Source organism: Rhodospirillales bacterium (assembly GCA_014323865.1).
Lineage (GTDB): Bacteria > Pseudomonadota > Alphaproteobacteria > SP197 > SP197 > SP197.
On the sequence record JACONG010000016.1, the window covers coordinates 185090 to 208469 of the forward strand.

General features: G+C 63.5%; 21 protein-coding genes. 10 read left to right on the forward strand and 11 right to left on the reverse strand.

Annotated elements, in window-relative coordinates:
• Positions 1-11 precede the first annotated feature (11 nt).
• The 7 genes from GDA49_09775 to GDA49_09805 all read right to left on the reverse strand — a co-directional run bounded on the left by GDA49_09775 (position 12) and on the right by GDA49_09805 (position 6811).
• Positions 12-1256 carry a Zn-dependent hydrolase gene (locus GDA49_09775; protein ID MBC6440674.1) on the reverse strand — a complete coding sequence of 415 codons (1245 nt, stop codon included), beginning with the start codon at positions 1254-1256 and terminating at the stop codon, positions 12-14.
• Positions 1257-1313: 57 nt separating this feature from the next.
• Positions 1314-2114, reverse strand: a complete 801-nt coding sequence (locus tag GDA49_09780; GenBank protein MBC6440675.1) for a hypothetical protein — start codon at positions 2112-2114, stop codon at positions 1314-1316.
• 98 nt (positions 2115-2212) lie between these two features.
• Positions 2213-2713, reverse strand: a complete 501-nt coding sequence (locus GDA49_09785; GenBank protein MBC6440676.1) for a CarD family transcriptional regulator — start codon at positions 2711-2713, stop codon at positions 2213-2215.
• A gap of 315 nt (positions 2714-3028) precedes the next feature.
• Complete coding sequence (locus tag GDA49_09790; GenBank protein ID MBC6440677.1) at positions 3029-3361, reverse strand: ferredoxin family protein; 333 nt, start codon at positions 3359-3361, stop codon at positions 3029-3031.
• A gap of 118 nt (positions 3362-3479) precedes the next feature.
• Positions 3480-3941: a TerB family tellurite resistance protein gene (locus GDA49_09795; protein ID MBC6440678.1), complete on the reverse strand. Its 462-nt coding sequence runs from the start codon at positions 3939-3941 to the stop codon at positions 3480-3482.
• A 33-nt stretch (positions 3942-3974) separates the two neighbouring features.
• Complete coding sequence (locus GDA49_09800) at positions 3975-4340, reverse strand: RNA-binding S4 domain-containing protein (protein ID MBC6440679.1); 366 nt, start codon at positions 4338-4340, stop codon at positions 3975-3977.
• Positions 4341-4351: 11 nt separating this feature from the next.
• The gene (locus GDA49_09805; protein MBC6440680.1) at positions 4352-6811 is read right to left on the reverse strand and encodes a disulfide oxidoreductase; all 2460 of its coding nucleotides are present in this window, start codon (positions 6809-6811) and stop codon (positions 4352-4354) included.
• A 217-nt stretch (positions 6812-7028) separates the two neighbouring features.
• Here GDA49_09805 and GDA49_09810 point away from each other — a divergent pair, with 217 nt between their 5' ends.
• The 3 genes from GDA49_09810 to htpG all read left to right on the forward strand — a co-directional run bounded on the left by GDA49_09810 (position 7029) and on the right by htpG (position 11971).
• Complete coding sequence (locus GDA49_09810) at positions 7029-7376, forward strand: hypothetical protein (GenBank protein MBC6440681.1); 348 nt, start codon at positions 7029-7031, stop codon at positions 7374-7376.
• A 1360-nt stretch (positions 7377-8736) separates the two neighbouring features.
• On the forward strand, positions 8737-9339 hold the full coding sequence (locus GDA49_09815; GenBank protein MBC6440682.1) for a paraquat-inducible protein A: 603 nt from the start codon (positions 8737-8739) through the stop codon (positions 9337-9339).
• 727 nt (positions 9340-10066) lie between these two features.
• On the forward strand, positions 10067-11971 hold the full coding sequence (htpG, locus tag GDA49_09820) for a molecular chaperone HtpG (protein ID MBC6440683.1): 1905 nt from the start codon (positions 10067-10069) through the stop codon (positions 11969-11971).
• A gap of 92 nt (positions 11972-12063) precedes the next feature.
• Here htpG and GDA49_09825 read toward each other — a convergent pair whose 3' ends face one another.
• Positions 12064-12453, reverse strand: a complete 390-nt coding sequence (locus tag GDA49_09825) for a hypothetical protein (GenBank protein ID MBC6440684.1) — start codon at positions 12451-12453, stop codon at positions 12064-12066.
• 354 nt (positions 12454-12807) lie between these two features.
• Here GDA49_09825 and GDA49_09830 point away from each other — a divergent pair, with 354 nt between their 5' ends.
• Positions 12808-13713 carry a transglutaminase domain-containing protein gene (locus GDA49_09830; protein MBC6440685.1) on the forward strand — a complete coding sequence of 302 codons (906 nt, stop codon included), beginning with the start codon at positions 12808-12810 and terminating at the stop codon, positions 13711-13713.
• A gap of 32 nt (positions 13714-13745) precedes the next feature.
• On the opposite strand, the gene GDA49_09835 is transcribed toward GDA49_09830, so the two are convergent.
• Complete coding sequence (locus tag GDA49_09835; protein MBC6440686.1) at positions 13746-14507, reverse strand: DUF1223 domain-containing protein; 762 nt, start codon at positions 14505-14507, stop codon at positions 13746-13748.
• A gap of 124 nt (positions 14508-14631) precedes the next feature.
• On the opposite strand from GDA49_09835, the gene GDA49_09840 reads away from it, so the two are divergent.
• The 5 genes from GDA49_09840 to GDA49_09860 all read left to right on the forward strand — a co-directional run bounded on the left by GDA49_09840 (position 14632) and on the right by GDA49_09860 (position 18808).
• Complete coding sequence (locus GDA49_09840; GenBank protein ID MBC6440687.1) at positions 14632-14838, forward strand: hypothetical protein; 207 nt, start codon at positions 14632-14634, stop codon at positions 14836-14838.
• A gap of 375 nt (positions 14839-15213) precedes the next feature.
• Positions 15214-15609, forward strand: coding sequence for a hypothetical protein (locus GDA49_09845; GenBank protein ID MBC6440688.1), 396 nt, complete (start codon positions 15214-15216; stop codon positions 15607-15609).
• Between the two features lie 33 nt (positions 15610-15642).
• Complete coding sequence (locus GDA49_09850) at positions 15643-16026, forward strand: hypothetical protein (GenBank protein ID MBC6440689.1); 384 nt, start codon at positions 15643-15645, stop codon at positions 16024-16026.
• A 32-nt stretch (positions 16027-16058) separates the two neighbouring features.
• On the forward strand, positions 16059-16553 hold the full coding sequence (locus GDA49_09855; GenBank protein MBC6440690.1) for a hypothetical protein: 495 nt from the start codon (positions 16059-16061) through the stop codon (positions 16551-16553).
• Between the two features lie 53 nt (positions 16554-16606).
• Positions 16607-18808, forward strand: coding sequence for a hypothetical protein (locus GDA49_09860; protein MBC6440691.1), 2202 nt, complete (start codon positions 16607-16609; stop codon positions 18806-18808).
• A gap of 205 nt (positions 18809-19013) precedes the next feature.
• Here the strand turns inward: GDA49_09860 and acnA are convergent, their stop codons facing one another.
• The gene (gene acnA / locus GDA49_09865; GenBank protein ID MBC6440692.1) at positions 19014-21683 is read right to left on the reverse strand and encodes an aconitate hydratase AcnA; all 2670 of its coding nucleotides are present in this window, start codon (positions 21681-21683) and stop codon (positions 19014-19016) included.
• A 113-nt stretch (positions 21684-21796) separates the two neighbouring features.
• On the opposite strand from acnA, the gene GDA49_09870 reads away from it, so the two are divergent.
• The gene (locus GDA49_09870) at positions 21797-22177 is read left to right on the forward strand and encodes a hypothetical protein (GenBank protein ID MBC6440693.1); all 381 of its coding nucleotides are present in this window, start codon (positions 21797-21799) and stop codon (positions 22175-22177) included.
• Here GDA49_09870 and GDA49_09875 read toward each other — a convergent pair.
• Positions 22123-23304: an aminomethyl transferase family protein gene (locus GDA49_09875; GenBank protein ID MBC6440694.1), complete on the reverse strand. Its 1182-nt coding sequence runs from the start codon at positions 23302-23304 to the stop codon at positions 22123-22125. The genes GDA49_09870 and GDA49_09875 overlap by 55 nt on opposite strands.
• Between the last annotated feature and the right edge of the window lie 76 nt (positions 23305-23380).

Consider the following 23380-nt stretch of genomic DNA (forward strand, 5'->3'; position numbering starts at 1 on the left):
CTGCATCGCGGTCAGCTCAGGGCCTGCGCCCTGTCGAGCATGGCGTGGAGCAGAACGTTGCAGCCGGCCTCAAGGTCTTCCCTGGCCGCATTCTCGATCTCGTTGTGACTGATGCCACCTTCGCAGGGCACGAAGATCATCGCCGTCGGTGCGACACGGCTGACATAGACCGCGTCGTGGCCCGCGCCCGACACCATGTCCATGTGATCGTAACCAAGAAGCTCGGCGCCTCTGCGGACCGCGTCGATACAGCCGGTGTCGAAGGCCACAGGCGGCGAGACCCAGATTTCCTCGATCTCGATCTCGACCTTCTTCCTGACGCCGATCTTGGTGGCGGCCCAGCGCAGGCCCGCATCCAGGCGATCGAAGGCCTCCTGGTCGGGATGGCGGATGTCGACCGACAGCATGACGTCCCCGGCGATGGTGTTGCGCGATCCCGAAGGCAGGCAGTGATCGACCTTCACGGTGGTGCGACCGTGCGGGCCCTCGCCGAGCGCATTGTCGTCGAGATGCTGGATCAGCTTGGCCGCGGCCACCATGGCGTCCTTGCGCATTTCCATGGGCGTCGGCCCAGCGTGGGCCTCCATGCCGCGGATGTTCACGTTGTACCAGCGGATGCCCTGCACCCCGGTGACGACGCCAACCGGCTTCCTTTCGGCCTCCAGGATCGGCCCCTGTTCGATATGGGCTTCGAAATGGTGACCCAGCGTATGGCCTCCGGGTTCCTCGTCGCCGAGGTAGCCGATACGGGCGAGCTCCTCGCCCATGGTCTTGCCATCGGGGTCGGCCTGGTTGTGAGCATAGTCGAGGCTGAAGGCGCCACCGAAGACCCCCGATCCGATCATGGCCGGAGCGAAGCGTGCACCTTCCTCGTTGGTCCAGCAGATCACCTCAAGCGGCGCCCCGGTTTCGACCCCGGCATCGTTCAGCGAGCGGACAATCTCGAGCCCGGCAAGCACACCGTAGACGCCGTCGAACTTGCCACCGGTAGGCTGGGTGTCGAGATGGCTGCCGGTCGAGACCGGACTGGCATCGGGATCACGGCCGGGCCTGCGGGCGAAGATGTTGCCCATCTTGTCCACCGAACAGGTCATGCCGGCGGCTTCGCACCAGCCGACAAAGAGATCACGCCCCGCCTTGTCGCCGTCGGTCAGGGCGAGACGACAGTTGCCGCCCTTTTCGGTGGCATCGATCCTGGCCATTTCCATGATCGATTCCCAAAGGCGGTCGGCGTTGATCTGCAAGCCCTGGCTCATGTGCACTCCCAAGCGCAAACGTCGTGTCGGGGCATCATGGCGAGCAAATGGCAGGGATCAAGCCTCGATGCGGTCGACGGCGTTCCCGTTTTGGTCGAAGCAGCAGGCAACAAGCGGGCCGCCCCGTCCGCACCCGCCATCGACAGTGGCGCGGAAGCCCTCAATCGCGACTCCGCCCTCCTGCGGATCGTGGCCGCGGACGACCATGCGGAACGAACCATAGGGTGCGGTCAGTCCGGCAAAGCCGGAGGGCTGCCACCAGAAAGCGTCCCTTTGGGTCTTGATCGGACGGTCCGGGTCGAGGCCGGAATGGACGAAGAGGATCGTGCCGTCATCGGTCACGCAGGCGCGCTTCAGATGGGTCATGAGTGCGCGGTGACCGGGGTGGCCGTACATCGAATCGCGCAACCCGCCCGTCCAGCGCGTCAGGGTCACCGTGCCGCCGCGGGCCGCCACCAGACCGTCGCCGGCATTGCCGCCATAGGCCTTGATCGTGGCCGCCACGCCGCGTTCGAGCATCCAGCCCATAACCGCCGGAGGGTCCATGGCCAGCTGAAGCTGCAGCAGCTTCTGCCACATCTCCTCCTGTGCGCCGCGCAGGAAGACGACGTCCTGCGGCATCATGCCGGGCTGCGCCAGAAGCTCCCGGCGGAATGCGATCAGTTCGTCGACCGTACCGCTTACATCGTCACCGAAGCCCAGGAAATTGCCGAGGTAGACCAGGCGATCGCGCACCTGGAACCGTTCGGCCAGCTGGCGGTGCAGGTCGACGAGCTGTGCATGTTCACCGTGAATGGCACCGATTGCCCATACGCGTTGCCAGCCCGTGAGGGTGCCGAATTTGTCTGGGTCGAGCATGGGCCGGGTTCCAAAAACAGACCGCCCCGCCCCGCATCCGCGGCAGGGCGATCAGGGTAATTCGCTTTCGTTACAACCGAAAGCGGGCACGGGCCGGGTCATGCGGCCTGCAGCGTCTTTTCGATCTTCGTGGTGGCCTGCGAAGGCTCCGTGCCTTCGACCGCCGCGAGTTCGCGCGACAGCCGGTCGAGCGCCGCTTCGTAGAGCTGGCGTTCGCTGTAGGATTGGTCAGCCTGACCGACGCGGGCGTGAAGGTCGCGCACCACCTCGGCGATCGAGACGGGATCGCCGGAGTTGATCTTCGCTTCGTACTCCTGCGCGCGGCGGCTCCACATGGTCCGCTTCACGCGCGCACGGCCCTTCAGCGTGGTCAGTGCGCTCTTCATGATGTCCTTCGACGACAGCTTGCGCATGCCCGACGATGTCACTTTGTGGGTCGGCACGCGCAGAACCATCTTGTCCTGCTCGAAATGCACCACAACCATCTTCAGCTTGGCTTCGCCGATCGTCTGTGCTTCGACAGCCTTGACCAGCCCAACCCCGTGGGTCGGATAAACAACGTAATCGCCGGCCTTGAGCTTGATGTTCTTGGTCGCCATGAGTTGTTGTACCTGCCTGTTCTTGTTGCGCTCGGCCGGATTCCCGCGTGACGCAGGGCCACGGTGCAGCGGCCCCCCGCGACCGCCGGCCGGTATCCGTATCTGTTGTGATTCTGTGCGCCCCTCCGGGGTCCACACAGGGAAAGGATCAACCCAAGCCGACCCTCTCGACATCCACAATCTCCCCTTTTGTCGAGGAGATGTCCGATTATATCACGAACGTGGGAAAACTGGAAGTTCCAACCGGAATCCGCGCCCTTCCGGCGTTATCAGGGCTTTGAAACCCAACCAATCGAAGCCGAGTCGGGTCAACAATCAGCCTTCGCCCGGGTCGGGGCTGAAGTGTTCCTTCTTGTCCTTTACATGACGCCAGTTGTCGGAATCCGGCAGCGGACCCTTCTGTCGTGTGATGTTGGGCCAGACTTCCGCGTACTGCCGGTTGATCTCGAGCCACTCTTCCAGGCCATCGTCGGTGTCGGGCTTGATCGCGTCGATCGGGCATTCCGGTTCGCACACGCCGCAATCGATGCATTCGTCCGGATGGATCACGAGCATGTTTTCGCCCTCGTAGAAGCAGTCCACGGGGCAAACCTCGACGCAATCGGTCAGCTTGCACTTGATGCAGGCCTCGACGACCACATAGGTCATGAATGTCTCCTCGCCTCCTTGGGGATTCGCCATCGGCGGCGCACGGCGCTGCAACGCTATCTATGCCATTCCGCAACCGGGTCAAGCGTCGAAGCGGCCGATTCGGCATGTGTGGCTATCAAGCCCTGGCGAGCTTCGCTTCGGCACGCCTCCTGGCCAGGGCGCGGTCGCCGTCCTCAACGTGAAGCAGGCCGGCGATCCGGCGCACCAGAGAATCCTCGTAGGCATGCAGCTCGCCGTCGGCCAGCACGACCAGCCAGAGCATCTCCATCATGGCGACACGCTCCTCGGCATCGAACTCGGCTTTGATCACGCGGGTAAAACGGTTCCAGTCGACCGAGTCCCGGGCGATCTCGTTGGCGCGCGCCACGAGGCGCTCGGCAGCGGCCCGCTCAAGCGCGAAGTGATTGGCCAGAACATCGGTCAGATGCGCAATCTCACGCTCATCGACATGACCGTCGATCAGCGAGGCTTCGACCAGGATGCAGGCGGCCGCTTCGCGCAACTCGTCTTCGGCTGTGGATTCGGGTTCCGGGGTGCCGGCTTCCAACCCCAGCAAGGCTTTGACACGTCCGATCATGGGGGCCCTTATGGCAGAGGACCGTTCAGGTGGTCAAAGAGCTTCGCCGTGATGGACAAAACGGTCGAGCGCACGACGCTCGGCCTTGGTCGGTCGGCCCGCGCCGCTCTCGCGACGTGCCGCCTTGGATTGGGTCTGCTGGACCTCCTTCGGTGCCAGATCCTCGTAGAGGGCGGCCGCCTCGCTCGCCGGTCCGCGCCGCTCGCCGATCCCGACCACCTTCACCACCCTGATGTCGCGGCCCTGCGGGAAGGTCAGGACGTCGCCCGGCCGGATCGAACCGTGGGACTTGGTGACCTTCTCGCGGTTGACCCGGACATGGCCGTCCGAGACGAGGTGCTGGGCGAGGGTCCGGCTCTTGCAGAAACGAGCATACCAGAGCCACGTGTCGATACGGATCGCGGTGGTGCTCAACGGGCAATCTCCAATTCAGCGAGCCTGGCGAAGGGTGACGCGGGGTCGATCTTCTTCGCAACCGGCTTCTTGCGGCCCTTGTGGCGGGGTGGGACGAGTGTGACCTTGTCGCCCTCGAGCACGGCGCGAAAACCGAGCGCGGTGACGATGGCGACAAACTGGGTGCGGCTCGATCCCGAGAGCGAGATCAGTTCGGCCGGCGCTTCGGACGATCCCTTGCGCGTCAGCTTGCGAATGTCGGCTGCGAGCCGTTCGGCCATGTCGACGCGCAGGGCACGTGGGCCCAGGCGCCGGTAGCCGATGGCCTGATAGAAGCCGTTTGCGAGCCCGTCTCCCGCATCGATCGCGACTTCGCCCCTGGCGGGCACGACCGGTAGGGTCTCGGCGCGGTTGGCGAGCGACCACAGGATCGCCCTGAGTTCGAGATCGCGCGACGACATGAGCGGCTTCAGATAGGCACCATAGAACCCCAAGCGGACACCCAGCCTTGCAAGGCTCTTGCGGCCCTCCTCATCGAGCTCGCGGGTGAGCTTGAGGCAGCCCTTGCCCATGGCAACGCCGAGACCTTCGATCAGCTGATAGGCGATGCCGCGCGCAGCACCGTGGAGTGGTGCATCACGGAGCTTCACGAGTGCGCCGACCCCATCGCGGATCCACGACGACAGCCATGCCTCGAGCCGCTTGCGAATGCGCTGCGTCATGTCGGCATCGAGTGCGTCGGACGCCAGAACCTCGACATTCGGCGCCAGGGCATCGCGACCGCAGCGCAGCCGCGCGATGGGTTCGCCACGCCACAGGACCGTCAGCGCCGCATCGATGTGCAGGGCGTCGCAGTTGTCCTTGCACAAGACGCGGACCCGCCGCGCCACCTCAGGCGCCACCGCCTGCCGCGCCGCCGAGGTCAGCGCCCGATCGAGCGTCTGGCGCGAGCTGTTGGCGGGACGGAAGCGGAAACCCATGACCTGGCCCACGGCCTCGCCCTCGACCATGACCTGGCCGTCGTCGGCAACATGGGCATCGAAGGCACCCCGACCCTTCAGGCCGCGTACCACGGTGGCGGCGCGGCGATCGACGAAACGCTGGGTGAGCCGTTCGTGCAAGGTGTCCGACAGCCGGTCTTCGATGGCGCGCGCAGCCTCCTGGAGGCCGTCGTGATCCTCGACCCAGTCGGACCGATGGGAGATGTAGGTCCATGTGCGGATATGGGCGATACGCGTCATCAGCATGTCGATGTCGCCGTCGCTGCGGTCGAGCCGTTCGATGCTGCGCATCACCCAGTCCTGCGGCAGGCGCCGGGTGGCGCCCATCAGGTGCCGGCAGATATGCGCCAGCAGCCGGACGTGATGGTCGTGCATGACCTTGCGGAAGTCCGGCACCTGGCAGATCTCCCAGAGCAGTCGCACGGCCTCGGGGTTTGAGGCCAGTGCGGCAATCTCGGGATCGCGTGCCAGGTCGGCCAGCGCCATGTGGTCGGCGGCCATGCGATCCCGCATCAGCATCGGGTGATCGGAGCGTTTCTCCAGGCTCTTCAGCAGGAAGCCGGGGCTGCGGAAATCAAGCTTGGCGTTGCGCCACATCACCGCCTTCACGTCATTGAAGGTGTGGCTCTCGATGGCCCGGGTGACCGCGTCGTCGAGCCTTTCGACCGTCCAGGTCGTGCCGAAGGTGCCGTCGTTCATGTGGCGGCCGGCGCGGCCGGCGATCTGGGCGAGTTCCGCGGCCTTCAGGTCGCGCGGGCGGGCACCGTCGAACTTGCGCGTCGCCGCGAAGGCGACGTGGCGCACATCCATGTTGAGACCCATGCCGATAGCGTCCGTCGCCACCATGTGGTCGACCTCGCCCTCCTGGTACATGGCGACCTGGGCGTTGCGTACACGGGGGCTCAGCGCACCGAGGACCACCGCGCAGCCGCCGCGCTGGCGGCGCAGGGTCTCGGCCAGCTCATAGACCTCGGCCACCGAGAACGCGACAACGGCACTCCTGGGTGGCAGGCGGGTGATCTTGCGGAATCCGGCGTAGCTCAGCTTCGAGAAACGAGGGCGCACGATGAACTCGGCGTCGGGCACCAGTTCCCTGATGACCGGCCGCATGGTGGCCGCACCCATCACCATGGTTTCTGACAGGCCGCGCGCCCGCAACAGGCGGTCGGTGAAGGTGTGACCGCGCCCGGGGTCGGCGCAGAGCTGGATCTCGTCGATCGCCAGGAACTCGACCGGCAGGTCGAGCGGCATGGATTCGGTCGTGCAGATGAAGTAGCGCGCCCCCCTGGGTACGATGCGCTCCTCGCCGGTGATCAACGCCACCTGGCGGCTACCGCGCCGGGCGACGATCCGGTCGTGGATTTCGCGCGCCAGGAGACGCAGCGGCAGGCCGATCATCCCGGTCTGGTGACCCAGCATCCGTTCGACGGCGAGATGGGTCTTGCCCGTGTTGGTGGGACCAAGAACCGCGGTCAGGCGCGAAGACTGAGGCCGCAACGTCATGACTTCCAGCATCGCCACGATGTGTGACATTTGCAAGTCACCAACCAGGAGGTTGTGATGACGGGCACGCAGGACATTGGATGAGATGGCATCTGCCAAGCGTCTCCATGGTCGTTGACCGTTCCGGCCGGTACCGTGGCAAAATCGGCCCGTCACGGTCGTCAGCGTCAATCATGTGGTCCGCAGCATCATGGCAGAACGATCCGATCCACCCGACGACGAACGGCCGGTGCCGGAAGCACCCCTGCCTTTCGCGAAGCTGCCGTGGCGCTGGTTGCGCCGCGACAACGGTCATCCCGTGCCGGACAGCCGCTGCTGCATGTCGGGCACACCCATTGATCTTGATGCCCTGACCGACGAAGACCTGCCGCTCCACCTGCGTCGTCTGATCGACCGTGACATCGCCATCGTGATCGGTGCGGCATCGCTGATCGCCTCTCCTGGTCGCAGGAGACAAACACCCAGACGCGCGAACAATAGGGTCGCGCAACCGTTCGTCCCTCGTCCGGTCGCAGGATGTCGCCATCGTCGAGCGTAAGGGCGACCCCGTCGGGCCGGGGAAACGGTCTCGACGGTGCGGGCGACGTGGGCGTTCCGCCGCCGTTGTTGCCGCGGCGTCAATGGTCGGCCCGGCTCCTCGGGAGGGCTGTCACGCGAGGCGTCGCGCCGGCGCAGACCGCGCAGCGTACGCGGTACCTCGACGGCAATCGTCAGCATGACGCCGGCAAGGATCCTCGCCGTCATGGCAAGGACGATGTCGTCGGTCGGCGGGCGCTCGAAGGTCAGAGGCTCGAAGTGAACCCATCGGTCGACCGATACAGGAACCCGCCCCGCCTATCCACCGGAAGCGCAACAGGCGGGTTTTCTTTTATGGTTTGCAATTAACTGCAACGATCTTTTCATACGAAAAAATCACGTATCACCTCTTTACATCTCATGGCATTCATCTAACGTCTATCGTGTACTCTCTATTTCTCAACCATCATCAAAACAAAAGGAGCTCCCACGATGATGACTAAACTTCTCGCTTCAGTATCTGTTTGTGCCCTTATGCTCACTGGATGTGGTGGGGGCGGTGGAGGTGGAGGATCCTTCCAGTATCCGCCCCCATCGTTCCCTAGTGTTAGCGATCTTTCTGCCCCCGAGGCTCTGTCCCGCTGGAAAGGGCACTCTTATCGGGGAGGTCGCAGTAGGTGATAACACTAGTTACGTCTTGGGTACTCTTACTGTAGACGCCGATTTTGATGCGGGCACCGTCACCACTGAGGCCACTGACTTTTCGGTTCATGGTCGCGTGGAGTCAGTAAATGCCCATGGGTTTAGCGCTTCCATGGGTCGGCACTATAGTGGCACCCTTTCAGGTGAGGGCACCATCACACGCACGGACTTTGAAAGCACCTTGGATGGGGACTTAAGGCAGACTGTCCAGTTACGACATAACTCGTCGGGTCAGGTGTTTGACATGCCTGTGACTGTCCGTGTTGATTCTGACATGACCGGTAAGGTCTACGACAACGAGGGCAAGATACTGGTCAGGGGGGACGTTGAGGGAACCCTCACGGCCCGTGGGTCACTTAGAACCCCAGACGGTCGCACTCACCGCGTGGGGCCAGAGGTGGAGAGGGAATCAGGTCAGTTCTACGCAGAACAAGTAGATATGACCACCAGCGACAAGTAACACTCAGGTGTTGCAATTAACTGCAAATGGGGGGCGGCTTACTTATGTCGCCCCCCACATCAACGGAGCCCTGATGATGTCATCGAACCTGGCAAAAGCACTATGAGACATCCTGCCAGATGAGTCAGCGTGATGCCTTCACCCAAGCAGAGCTGACTGCAGTCTTGCCGCGCGGGTTCATCGGGTTGCCATCCCCCGCGTTGTTCGCCACCCTGACACGATGGACGGAGCACCGCATCGCGATACGCTGACCGGGCTGCTGTTGCTCGGCGCGTCGGCCTGTCTGGTGCTCGGCCTCGCCCTGCCCGCCTTCACGGTCGAACAGTTCTGGGTGTTCGAAAGCAGCAAGTCGATCGCCGAGGGCCTCTGGACGCTGATCACCGGCAAGGACCTGCTGCTCGGCATCGTCGTTCTGCTGTTCTCCATGGTCTTTCCCATCGGCAAGCTCGGGCTGGCGATCTGGATCTGGGGTTCGCGTGATCCCAATCACGGTGCCACCCGCCGGGCGCTCAACTGGTCGGTCAAGCTCGGCAAGTGGTCGATGATGGACGTCTTCATGGTGGCGCTTGTCGTGGCGATGCTGTCACTCAGCATCCTCGCAGAGGTCACCGCCGGCACCGGCATCTACTTCTTCTGCGCCGGCATGATCGCCAGCATGATCGGCGCTCACCGTCTGGAGCGGAGAGTGGAGAAGACACTGGTCGGGTCCGACCGAATCCGACCAAATCCGATCAAGTCCGGTTTTCGCACGCAAGGCGACGACCAGCGCGAACACTCCGGCAAGCAACAGGACCGCACCAGACATCTGGATGAACCAATCTGAATTCAATCCCAGCAACGCAAGCCCAGGAGCGCCACAGACGATACCCAAACGCACATTGGGTCCGGCAGATTCGCAGAGAGATGAACGCCGCCGTTTGAGCGTGAGCGGAAACGCGAAAGCCGACATGTCGATATCGTCATGGGCCTCAGGCCCTTGAGCACATCGGTCCATGCGTCGACGGCATAATAGTCGCGAGAAGGCATGCCGGAACCCCAGAGGTCATCGGTCATTGCTTTGATCTCAGGGTCGAGAAGGCGTTGCGTCCCCTATTAGATGTCGCTGACGCCCGTGACGGGGTCCGGTCGATCCGATTCGGGCGGTGGCGATGGCCGACGCCGGTTTCGGTTCGGCCCGTTCGACCGGCTCCTCGGGAACCGGATCGGCATAGCGCGCAACGATGCGCGCGGCGTTCTGCCGTGCACTCCGCTTCGAGTGACGTTCCTCGCCTGTAGGGTACGCCATGCGCCGCGCACGCCGCAACTCGCGTTCGTCCCTGGCGTTGGCGAAATCGGCGACACGCATCAGCAGCCAGAAGATAAGGCCGCCGACTTCACGACCGTCACGGCACCTTGGCACAAAGACCCAAGCATGAAGAGAGTCTGGCGCTTGCCAACACAACCGGCAGGTGACGGCCGTCAAGCCTGGCACAGGGGGCGAGGCGGCTTGACGCACGCGATTCCAAGACTAAATCAGCACCCAGAACATCCCGAACAACAGGATTTATGCAATGGCGGAGACATCCACCGGGGAACGCCACGACTTCCAGGCCGAGGTCAACCGGATCCTCGATATCGTCGTCAACTCGCTCTACTCCAAGCGCGAGGTTTTCCTGCGCGAACTGATCTCGAATGCATCGGACGCTTGCGACAGGCTGCGCTATGAGGCCCAACTTGACGGTACACTGCTCAAGGACGATCCCGAACTCCGGATCACGATCGCGCCGGACGCCAGGAAGAAGACGCTGACGGTCTCCGATAATGGCATCGGCATGACCCGCGACGAGTTGGTCGAGAACCTCGGCACGATCGCAGGGTCCGGCACCGCGAGGTTCGCCGAACAGCTCGCCGAGGCCGAGAAGGACAAGGCCAAGAGGGAGAAGTCGGACGTCAGCCTGATCGGCCAGTTCGGCGTTGGCTTCTACGCCGCCTTCATGGCCGCCGACGCGGTGACGGTGACGAGCCGCCGCGCCGGGTCCGACGAGGCCTGGCGCTGGACCTCGGACGGCTGCACCGGGTTCTCGATTGACGAGGCCGATGCGGAGACCCCGCGCGGCACGACGATTGAACTGAAGCTCAAGAAGGACGCCAAGGAGTTCTCTGAGACCCTGCGCGTCGAGACCATCATCAAGACCTACTCCGATCACGTCGGCCTGCCGGTCTGGCTCAGCGCCGACGGCGAGCAGCGCCAGATCAACGAGGCCGCCGCACTCTGGACCCGGTCGAAGTCCGAGATCACGGCTGACCAGTACACCGAATTCTATCGCCACGTGGGCCATGCCTTCGACGAGCCCTGGCTCACCCTCCACAACCGCACCGAGGGTGTCATCGCTTACACGAGCTTGCTGTTCGTACCGACCATGGCGCCGATGGATCTGTTCGATCCGTCCCGCCGCCACGGTGTGAAACTCTACGTGCGGAAGGTCTTCATCACCGAGGAGTGCGAGGGCATGGTCCCGGCCTGGCTGCGCTTCCTGAAGGGTGTGGTTGATTCCGAGGACCTGCCGCTCAACGTCAGCCGCGAAGTGCTGCAGAACAACCCGATTGTCGCGAAAATCTCCAAGGCGCTGGTCAAGCGCGTGCTCAACGAACTGAAGAAGAAGGCTGAGAAGGACGCCGAAGCCTACGCCCAGTTCTGGGAGACCTTCGGCCAGGTCCTGAAAGAAGGCATCTACGAGGATGCCGAACGCCGCGACGCCCTCCTGAAACTCGCCCGCTTCCGTTCCACCGAAGCAGATGGCTGGGTTGGCCTCGACGACTACATCGGCCGCATGAAGGAGGGCCAGGACCAGATCTTCATGCTGACCGGCGACAACGCAGAGACGATGAAGAAGAGCCCGATGTTGGAGGCCTTCCGCGCCAAGGGCGTCGAGGTCCTGCTGCTTGACGATCCGGTTGACGAATTCTGGACCATGTCGGCCAACGCTTACGAGGAAAAATCCTTCACCAGCGTCAGCCGCAGCGACATCGATCTCTCGACCATCAGCGGCGCGGATGACAAGGACGACGAGACCAAGGACGAGGAAACCTGCGGCGACACCGCCCCACTGATTGCCATGATCAAGCTCGCGCTCGAAGGCCAGGTGAAAGACGTGCGCGAATCCAGGCGCCTCACGGACTCGGCCTGCTGCATCGTGGTCGACGAGGGCGACATGAACATGCGCCTGCAGAAGATGCTGCGCGCCACCGGCCAGCTCGGCATGGAGAGCGAACGTATCCTCGAGATCAACGCCAAACACCCGCTGATCCGCTCGCTCGGCGATCGCGCGAAGAGTGGCGGCACCCCAGGCGACATCGACGCCATGGCCCACCTGCTGCTCGATCAGGCCCTGATTCTGGAAGGCGAGCTGCCCAGGGACCCCACCCAGTTTGCCAGGCGCATGAGCGACGCGATGGCGCGCGCCGTGGGAGGTTAGGCCTCAAGCAAAGAGGAAGTTGGACTCGCTCAGTTCGTGCGTGCCCCAGCTCCCGAAGGAGATCGTAAGTGAGGCCCGCTCCCCGAACATGATCAATCGCAGGCCGTCTCCAAGCCCCATGATGTCGAGATCGGCGAAATGATCGACCCCGACATCATGGAGCCCCACGACATCTTGAGACGACCAAAGCCCAATGGTCTCATCGTGCCCACCTGCCTGCCCGTCAGAACCAGCCGTGTAGTTAGAAGACGCCAGTGCCTTCGCATCCGAACATGGTGTCGTTGCCCGTCCCCGCCGTCGATCACATCGTTCGAGCTGGTCCGGGCCATGGTTTCGTCGGCAAACGTTCCAGCACCCAGCAAGCCAGCACCCAGCAAGTAATTGGTCTCAAGAAACGCAATCGCTTTGTCGGATGATGTCGTCACCAGGGTGAGAAAGCTGTCAGTATCGATCTGGATGAGCAGTGTATGGTCATCCACCACAGTCAGGGCAGGATCGTCGAGAGAATCCCCACTCGACGTTGACGAGATGAAGGCGGTCCTTCTCCGAATGGAAGTCTTCGATCAACATCATGGCCAGCGTCGGCACCATTGATCAGAAACCGGTCGGCACCATCACCGTCCAGAAGTGTGTCGTCACCGTCGTATGGATCCGCCGACCGGCCGCCGTGTGCTCTTCATCAGTCCGACCTAGACGACCCGGCTGGAAGGCTTGACCGTCGAGGAGAGCAAGCCGCTCTCGGTATTCGGCAATCTCTCGGGTTAAGCACTTGACAAATTTGCAAGATTTGAGCTCATAGTCTTGGTCACGCCCTTCCGGACCGAAGAGTTCCGACCGTGACCGAAGCCGATTTGAGCCCCTATCTCGAACAGACCGCCGTCAGTGATCCTGGCCGCTTCGGCGCTGTTCTCGACCAGTTCGATCCCGACATCCGGACCCTGCCCGCACAGGTCTCCGCCCTGATGATACACCCCGGTGTCGCGGCCGTCCTGGGGCTGCCGATCACGGCCGAACAGGACCTGGACCGGCGACACCGCACGGTCGCGCGCCTGCTGGAACATCTCATGGCCCGCGACGACGGGCCGGTGGCCCAAGGCCGTGCTTTGGAGAAGAGGCTTGGCGGCATCTGCCGCGATCATGCCATGCTCGGTGTCGCCGTGTTGCGACACCACGGCATCCCCGCGCGCATGCGCGGCGGCTTCTCGCGTTACTTCACCGCCGGCTTCTGGGATGACCACTGGGTCGCCGAGGTCTGGCACGCCGGCGCCTGGCGGCTGGTCGACATGCAGCTCGGACCTCAGGGCCTCAAGATGTGTTCCCGGTCGGTCGAGCCGTGGGACGTGGTGCGCGACGCCTTCGTCTGTTCGCCGGAGTCCTGGCTTGCCTGCCGCCGTGGCACGGTCGACGCCGATCACATCGGGGTCTGTCAGATCGGCCTGACCGGACACTGGTTCGCCGCCACCAGCGTGGTGCGCGATGCGGCGTCACTCGCCTGCATCGAACTTCTACCGTGGGACTACTGGTCGGGCATCGACACCCTCGCCAACGCCCGGGAGCGCCTGCCCGAGTTCGCCACAGAGACTGATGCCATCGCCGATCGCCTGCTCGGCGGTGGCGCGACATTCGAGAATGCCAGGGACGTTCTCGAGACGGTGCCGTGGATCGGTATTCCCGAAATGGTCGTCAGCTATCACGGATCGGGTGACCCGGGCTTCGAAATCGTCACCCTGTACGCGGCCTGAAGCCTGGAGAGAATTCACCCATTCAGACTGATTCAATCTGAACGGGATATGCTCTGGTAGGCATCGGCCATCTGGTCGTAGGTGATCTCACGGGCACCGAGGATCGGGCCGAGACCTTCGGGCTGCACGATGATGGCGCCGCCGAAACCGTGGTCGCCGTTGGCGTTCACGATTGACTCCCAGGGCAGCATGATGTCCATCGCCGCGCCGTTCCACATGCCGATCGCTGTCAGCTCGTCGACGATGTTCGCGTGGACGAGATGTTTGCCGGCGTTTTCACCCGACGTGACATCGGATTCAGCATCCAGGATATAGCGCGCGAACCAGATGGTCGCGTTGCCATCGTAGTCTGCCTCCGGGATCGAGATCGTCAGCGCACGGCTCTCCGACCAAGCCATGCCGATGGCGATGGCGGCCGGCTGCTGCGCGGCGTGATCGATCACGGCGTCAACACGGCGGCGATCCGAGCCCACGACGTGCTGGGCCCCGCCGACCACCAGCTGCGGCGTATAGATCATCGGCTCACCCATGGCGCGAGCGTAGCCGCGCTGGCGATTCGTGAAGGCCTCACTGGCGAAGCGGTCCTTCCAGCCGAGGTAATCCCAGTAGTCGACGTGAAAGGCGAGCGCGATGACGTTGTCGCGTTCGCGGAGATCAAAGAGATACTCCTCGGCTGGCGGGCACGAGTTGCACCCCTCGGACGTGTAGAGCTCGACCACCACCGGTGACTCGGCGCTGGCAGGACCGGCGCCGATTGCCAGGGCAGCGGTAGCGGCGATAAGGAAATTGCGCATTTGCATGACGGGTTGGAGTGTGGTCAGGGCTCGGGTCACCAGCAAGTCACGTTCGGGTTATGGTCGGCGACGAACGAGGCGACATCATGAGCATGATCTACCTTCTGCGCCGCGACGAAACCGAGTGGAACCGGATCGGGCGGCCCAGGTCGAGACTATGGAAACGCTGCTGCCGGGCCTGCAGCCCTCACGCTCGACGGTGCCGATCTGGTGCAGCCCGCTGGAGCACAAACGTCAGAGCTGCGCGATCGTCTGTGCTGCGCTCGGTCGCGACACGAAGGCTGTGCGCTACGGCGAGCGGCTGATGGAGGTCAGCAACGGTGCCTGGTAAGGCCTGACCGCGACCGAGAAGGTGTTGCAGGACAAGGCGGCCTTTGACCGGCAACGAAGCAATCCCTTCCGCAACGTGCTACCAGGCGGCCGGTGCTATCGCGAGGTCTATGAGCGGATCACGCCGTAGCTTCGCGAAAGCGATCTCTCAGGCGACATCGTCGTCATCGCCCATCTCATCCTCATCAAGATGCTCATCGCAGCAGCCTGCGACAGCGATCCCGAACTGCTGTCGGCATGCCGATCGGCCAGGACGCGATCTGTCTGATCGAGGACGGCAGCTACCGGATGGTCGACACCGGCTACACGGAAGACGATCCTGACCGACCGCGGCTTCGCACTCTGGTTCGCGCTGGAGGACGCCTCGATCTACGCCATGCTCCGGAGCCTGGTGAAGCAGGGCCTGGCCGAGGTGATGGGCGAGGAGCAGGTCGGCAATCGTCCGTCCCGGATCCGCTATCGCATCACACGCGCCGGCCTCCGTGCGCTTGCCGACGAGCTGCCCAATGCACTTTGTCTCGTCACGCCAAGGCCCAAGCCTGTTCATGTCGCGCTGGCAGCGATGGATGAGTACGAACCGGACGAACTGCGCGCCCATCTTGTCGCGCGCCAAACGGCGCTGGCCGAACGACACGATCTGATCCGCGAGCGCACGTCCGCCGCACCCTCTCGGATTCTGGCCCGTCGCGAACGGGTCCTGCTCGATGCGGAGCTCAACTGGATCGCGACCGAAATCGAAAATCACGACAAACAATGGGGAGACCCGTCATGACCCAGGTCATCGCCAATCTGGTGGTGACCAACGATGCCGGCGAGGTGCTCTTCGTCCGCCTACGATCCCGATAGCGAGAAGTGGTGGCTGCCCGGCCGCGACGTCGCGCCCTGCACCCACCCCGACGATACGGCGAAGGCCGTGCTCGACGAGATGGACGGTCTCGATGCCGGGGAACCCGCGTTCGATCATGTCGAGTCGTTCCGCGGCCGCCGCGGCTGGCATCTCGCCTTCCATGACCCAGGTGAAGGCGACGGGAACGCCGATGGGAGACACCCTGTCGCAGTGGTCATCGTCCGACAACCTTCCAGCCACGGCCCACGGCGGATGGGAGAAAGCCATCGTCGCCAGGCTGACCGGTTGATTGCGCGTCGGGTGATGCCAGTCGCCGTCAGACAGACCGCAACGGTGGCGTGACAGCTCCGGGCGCTCTTGCACGGAGATCTGCCATGACCCGACGCCATGTCCTGTACCGCCGCGCGGCGGCAGCGTTGTCGATGTTTCCTGTCGCAGGCCCGGGCGCGGCGTCCTGTCCCGCTGACCGGCCCGACGGCAGTTATGCGATGATCGCCCTGCGCAATGCCAGCGATGTCCTCTCGGCAATCGAGGGTTATGCGCCCGCGCGAGTCCGTCGCCTTCTCGGGCGACGCCCCGATCTGGATCGACGGCGTGATGCGGAAAACGGGGTGTGTTTTGATGCGAAACTCTTTGCGCAACTGAAACCGGCGGCGGACGGCGGGAGCGGTTCTCACCTGAACGGGAGGGCCGCGAGCGCCATCTTCCGCGCAGCGAGCAATCCGATATCGGTCCCATGTGCATGGGACTGCTTCGCTGCCCCGCTTTCGCGCCTCGCCTCTTTTCGTTGCCACAACACGGTACAACGCTTGACATGGTCACCGGACTCTCGTATCAAGGCTATCTTGGTACAACGGAGGACAACATGACGGGTCGATATACAGCATCAAAATCCCGAACCCAGAACAGGCCGGGCTGGAGCATGAGCTTTCGCCACCCGCTGCGCACCGACGCAAGAGGCAAACCGGGCCTGAAGGTGCGCCGGGGCCTTGGCACCGACGACGCAGACGAGGCGGACAGGCTTGTCGCTGAAATGAATGAGATGCTTTCCGACGAAAGCTGGTGGAATGCCTCGAAGCGTCAGCACGCCGGGCACCGATTCTCGAAGGTTGTTGTTGATGCGTTCTATGATGACATCCAGGCCGGACGGGCAGATACGTGGAAGCTCCGTGAAAAGCATATTCCGCTTCCGTCCGCCGATGACGGTTATTCCCGGGTCATGTTTGTCGGCACGACGGGGGCGGGGAAGACCTCGCTGTTGAGGCACTTCATCGGCTCAGACCCCGAGAGAGAACGGTTCCCTTCTACTTCGACCGCGAAAACAACGATCTCCGACATTGAGGTCATACCCTCCGAAGGGCGCTTCGCCGCAGCAGTCACCTTCTTCTCCGAACATCACGTTCAGGCCAATATCGAAGACTGTCTGGCGGATGCCTGCCTCGCGGTTTGGGAGTGGGATTCCGACGAGAAAATCATCGACGAGCTCTTGAATCACGACGATCAGACGTTTCGGCTTGGCTACGTTCTCGGTTCATGGCGAAAGGCGAAGCCTCCTGTTTCCCGGGACGACTGGTCGTTCGACGACGATGCCGCCGACGCTCCCGACTCGGCAGAAGGTTCGGATGACGAAGTCCCTGAAGACGAGCGCCGTGAAAATCAAATGACGCTGGAGCGCTATCTTGAGCGGATAAAGAGCCTTGCAAACAAGGTCTCCACGGCCATTTCGGGCGAGCTGGGCGAGGACATACAGGACTTGAGGGGCTCTGAACGAGACGCTGCAGGGGATCTTTTCGAGGAACGTGTTCAGGATGAACCCGATTTTGTGGAGATCGTCCATGATATACTTGACGATGTTCGATCACGCTTCGACCTGATCGAAGAGGGCACCTTGCAGCGGCGACGTTCCGGGTGGCCTGAAATCTGGACCTATACCACCGAGGACCGGGGCGATTTCATCCAGCAGGTCCGATGGTTTTCCAGCAACCATGCATCGCACTTCGGTCGTCTCTTGACGCCTCTTGTCGATGGTGTCCGGGCCAAAGGACCGCTCTTTCCCAGCTTCCATGATATCCAGCCCCGACTGGTTCTTCTTGACGGCCAGGGTCTCGGTCACACGCCGGAATCCTCTTCAAGCGTAACTACCCGCATCACCCGTCGATACCGCGAGGTTGACGCGATCCTTCTTGTCGATAACGCCCAGAACCCCATGCAGGCAGCGCCACTGGCCGTTTTGCGGTCAGTCGCGTCAAGCGGTCACAACAACAAACTTGCGATCGCATTCACGCATTTCGACCAGGTGAAGGGCGACAATCTTCCCCGTTTCGAGGACAAGCGAAATCATGTCCTCGCCTCGGTCACCAATGCCCTCAGCAGCCTGAAAAATGTTCTCGGCCCGCCGGTCATCAGGGCTCTGGAGCGCGATCTCGACGACCGGTGCTTCATGCTGGGCGGACTGCACAGAGCGAACAAGCTTCCTGATGGTGTTACCAAGGAAATGAAGAGGCTTCTCGGATTCTTCGAACGCGCAATTCTGCCGCCACCACCACCGGATGCCTGTCCCGTCTACGACATCACAGGACTTCTGTTTGCCGTGCAGGCCGCGGCGAACGACTTTCAACGTCCCTGGAATGCCCGTCTCGGTCTGGGCATTCACGAAGGCGTGCATCGCGCGCACTGGGCAACAGTCAAGGCTCTCAACCGACGCATCGCAGGTGAGATGGACGACGAGTACAAAGAGCTCCGTCCGATCGCGGACCTTGTGGCCCGGCTGAATGAGTCGATTTCCCGGTTCCTCGATTCCCCTGTCAGGTGGACACGGGAGCCGGAAGACGAGAGCGCGGCGCAAACAGCAATCGCAACGATACGGCAGGCCGTGTTTACTGACCTCCACGACCTCGTCCCCGAACGGATGATCGCGAAGCACCTCCCCGATTGGCGCGAAGCATACGAACGTCGTGATCGTGGCTCCACTTCTGTCAGAGCCCGTGAAATCCGTGACATCTACGAAGCCGCCGCGCCTGTCCCGACCGAACCTTCCGACGAGTTTCTTCGGGACATAAGGGCACTCGTGAGCCGATCTATCCGGAACAATGGCGGAAAACGGTGGGCCACCTCTGATGAGTGATTCATCCCCTCTGGAACGTAAGGCTCCAGAGCAGCCAATGTCACCGACAACACGGGGCGCTTCAACGACAGGGGCGACTGGATCGGACGCACACTCTCGCTTGCCACAGACGAAGGAACGACGTTCTGCACGGCCGTGGCCCTGCCGTTCCACAACCCCGAGAAACGCATCCCCCGCGGGCTCGACCGCGAGATTCCCTGATCGGTTACGCCGTGCCGGCGGCCTGACGCAGGACGTAGTGCAGGATGCCGCCATTGAGGTAGTAGGCAACCTCGTTGCCGGTATCGATGCGACAGGTCAGCGTCACGTCGATCGACGAGGCGTCGGCGCGGTGGACTGTTGCGGTGACATCCATGCGCGGCGTGATGCCGTCGGCAAGACCGGTGATGTCCCAGATCTCGGTGCCGTCGAGCCCAAGGGTCTGGCGGCTCTCGCCGTCCCTGAACTGGAGCGGCAGGACCCCCATGCCGATCAGGTTCGAGCGATGGATGCGCTCGAAGCTCTCGGCAATGACCGCCTTCACGCCCAGCAGCACGGTGCCCTTGGCAGCCCAGTCGCGCGACGATCCGGTGCCGTACTCCTTGCCCGCGACAACGACCAGCGGCACCTCTTCGTCCTGATAGCGCATGGCGGCGTCATAGATTGCCATCTCGTCGCCCGAGGGCTGATGGCGCGTGACGCCGCCCTCGGTCCCGGGTGCCAGTTCGTTGCGCAGACGGATGTTCGCGAAGGTACCGCGCATCATGACCTCGTGGTTGCCGCGGCGTGAGCCGTAGCTGTTGAAGTCGCGTCGCTGCACCTGGCGTTCGGTCAGGTACTTCGCCGCCGGCGTGTTGGCGGCGATGCCGCCCGCGGGCGAGATATGGTCGGTGGTGATGCTGTCACCGAGAAGTGCGAGTTCGCGGGCGCCGGTGATATCGGTCGCGTCGGTCGGCGCCTGCCTTGGCATGCCGTCGAAGAACGGCGGGCGCTGGATGTAGGTTGAGGTCGCGTCCCAGGTATAGATGCGCTCCTGCGGCACCTCGATGGCCTTCCAGTCATCGTCGCCCGTGAAGACATCGGCATAACGGCGCTCGAACATGTCGGGCGCGAGCGACGAACGGATCGCTTCCTCGACCTCGGCGTTCGAGGGCCAGATGTCCTTCAGATAGACCGGCTCGCCGTCGTCGCCGGTGCCGAGCGGTTCGGTCGTGATGTCGATGGTCATCGAGCCTGCCAGTGCATAGGCAACCACCAGCGGCGGCGACGCGAGATAGTTCGCCCGGGTCAGCGCGTGCACGCGGCCCTCGAAATTGCGGTTGCCCGAAAGTACGGAGCCGACGACCAGCTTGTTCTGTTCGATGGCGTTGTGGATCGGCTCGGGCAGCGGGCCTGAGTTGCCAATGCAGGTCGTGCAACCGTAGCCGACGAGGTTGAACCCCTGGGCGTCGAGCGCGTCCTGCAGGCCGGCCTTTTCCAGATAGTCGGTCACCACCTGGCTGCCCGGCGCCAGCGATGTCTTGACCCAGGGCTTCACCTTGAGCCCCCGGTCGAGCGCCTTCCTGGCGACCAGACCTGCCGCTAGCATGACCGCCGGGTTGGAGGTGTTGGTGCAGCTGGTGATCGCGGCGATCACCACCGCGCCATCGGTCAGCGTGCCACCGCCGTCCATCTCGGCCGACTGCAGGTCACCGGCGTCGCGGCCGTTCTCGGCCAGCACCTTGTCGAACGCCGTCTTGGCCTGGCTCAGGACGATGCGGTCCTGTGGACGCTTGGGTCCGGCAAGACTCGGCTCGACTTCGCCGAGATCAAGTTCCAGCGTGTCCGTGTAGAGCGGTTCCGGCGCATCGGCGTTGCGCCACAGGCCCTGGGCCTTGGCATAGACCTCGACCAGCGCCACGAGATCGGGCTCACGGCCCGTGAACGAGAGATAGCTGGTGGTCTGCTCGTCGATCGGGAAGAGGCCGCAGGTCGCGCCATACTCGGGTGCCATGTTGGCGACGGTCGCGCGGTCGGCCAGCGTGAGGTGTTCGAGGCCCGGCCCGAAGAACTCGACGAATTTGCCGACGACACCCCTGGCGCGCAGCATTTGGGTCACGGTCAGAACCAGGTCGGTCGCGGTGGCGCCCTCCCTGGGCTGACCGGTCAGGCGGAAGCCGACGACCTCGGGGATCAGCATGGAGATCGGTTGCCCCAGCATGGCCGCCTCGGCCTCGATGCCGCCGACGCCCCAGCCGAGCACGGAGAGACCGTTCACCATCGTGGTGTGGCTGTCGGTGCCGACCAGCGTGTCGGGGCTGACGACGCCGTTCTGGTTCCACACAACGCGGGCGAGATACTCGACATTCACCTGATGGCAGATGCCGGTGCCCGGCGGCACGACCCGAAGGTTGTCGAACGCGGTCTGGGCCCAGCGCAGGAACTGGTAGCGCTCCTTGTTGCGCTCCATCTCGAGCTCGACGTTGGCGCCGAAGGCATGGGGCGTGCCGAACCGGTCGACCGTGACCGAGTGGTCAATCACGAGATCGACGCGTGACAGCGGGTTGATCTTGTCGGGATCACCGCCCAGCTCGCGCATGGCATGACGCATGGCCGCGAGATCGACGACAGCCGGGACGCCGGTGAAGTCCTGCATCAGCACGCGGACCGGGCGGAAAGCGATCTCCTCGCTGCTTGAGCGGTTCTCGAGCCAGCCAGCGATCGCCCGGATGTCGTCGGCAGTGACCGTGTCGCCGTCCTCGTGGCGTAGCAGGTTCTCCAGCAGCACCTTGAGCGAAACCGGCAGGCGCGAGATGTCGCCCAGATGCTCGGCGGCCCTCTCCAGGCTGTAATAGGTGTAGGACTGGTTGCCGACATCAAGCGTCTGGCGTGCGCCGAAGCTGTCGAGGCTGCTCACGGTGTCTCTCCACAGGATGGTGTGCGTCGCTGGGGGGCTCTTCGGGCCCCGTTGGGCCGGAACATATACGGCAGGCCCCGGAAGGCAAATGACCGTTGCATTGAACCTCCGTCCTGGCCGAACAGGATGCGGCGACCATCGATCCGAACGGCAGCCTGGCGCTTCCGGCCGATCTCGGTGAACGTTCGGTCCATGTCGTCAGCGGCAGCCTGCTGGTCGGCGGCGCATCGTCGGACGGCCGCCGTCACCTCCGTTGGAGCTTTGTTGCGACCTCGAAGGACAAGATCGAACAGGCAAGGGACGACTGGCGAGCGGGCCGCTTCGGCAACGTCCCCGGCGACGAAAACGTGTTCATCCCGCTGTCCGATTGGACGTCACAACATGTCCCCGTCATCGTCCGGCTTGACCGCGGCATCACGGGGACATGTTGGTCGTGTCGTCAGTCCCAGCTCGCAACTTCGAGGCCGCGGGGGATCTTCTTTTCGGCGTCGTAGAACGGCAGATCGACGATCCTTGCGGGATGCATGGCACCGTCGAATCCCATGACTTCGCAGCTTCGGGGGGCGAGGTCGTCCGCGCTGCTGAGCCGGACAAAGGCGACGCCCTGCTCCAGGTAAGGCGACCAGCCTGAGGCCGTGATGTGGCCGATTTTCCTGCCGTCGCGCGCGACGGGCCCGCCGGCCAGCGGTTCGGCGGCCTTGCAGGTGATGCCGTACATGCAGGTCCGACGATCGGTCATGGCCTGCAGCGCATCGCTGCCGAAAAAGTCGCCTTTCCCGAATTTCAGGAAGGGACCGAAGCCGGCGGCCCAGGCCGAGGTTGTGTGGTCGATGTCGGAGATATTGTTGAAGATCGCGCCCTCGATGCGGCGGATGTCCATACCGTCGAGACCGATATCGAGCATGCCGTGCTTCGCCCCGGCGGCGCTGATGTGCGCCCACAGGGCGTCGTCGTCCATGCCGGGCCGGGTGTAGACCTCGAAGCCGAGCTCGGCGGTCCAGCCGGTGCGGGTGATCAGGACCGTCTGACCGCCCATCGTGACCTCACGGGCATCGAAGTATCTGAACGGTTCGGGCATGCCGTCGTCGCAGGCCTCGGCCAGCACGTCGAAGGCCTTGGGCCCCTGAATCTGATGAACCCAGGACCGGGGATCGGTGATCTCGACATCCAGGCCGAGCGCATGGGCCCTAGCCCAGCCGACGAAATCGCCGTCGGCCTGGACATACCAGAACCGATCCTCCTCAAGACGGACCAGAATGCCATCGACCAGGATGCCGCCATCGGGCCAGCAAGCCACGCCATAGGCGCTGCGGCCAGGCTTCATCCTGGAGACGTCGCGGGTGAAGAGCCGGTTGAGCAGCCGTTCGGCGTCGGGCCCCCGGAACTCCGTGGGCAGCTCACCGGTGTCGAGCCGCACGACGCCCTTCCTCAGAGCCCAGTACGCCTGGAAGCGATCGGCGTTGGTCATGGAGACCGGCATCATGCGCCGGTTGTAGACGACGAAGGTCGCGCCCTCGGCGACCGCGTGCGGATAGAACGGCGACCGGGTGTGACCGTAGTTCCAACCGGGCCCCGGCAAGGTGCAGACGAGATCGCGCTGGACGACGAGATGGCGGGTCATGCGGCGGTCCTCTCCAAGGGTCAGGGGAGTCCTAGCGCATCCCCCGCCTGGCCACGACCGAGAAGGCTGCTGTGAC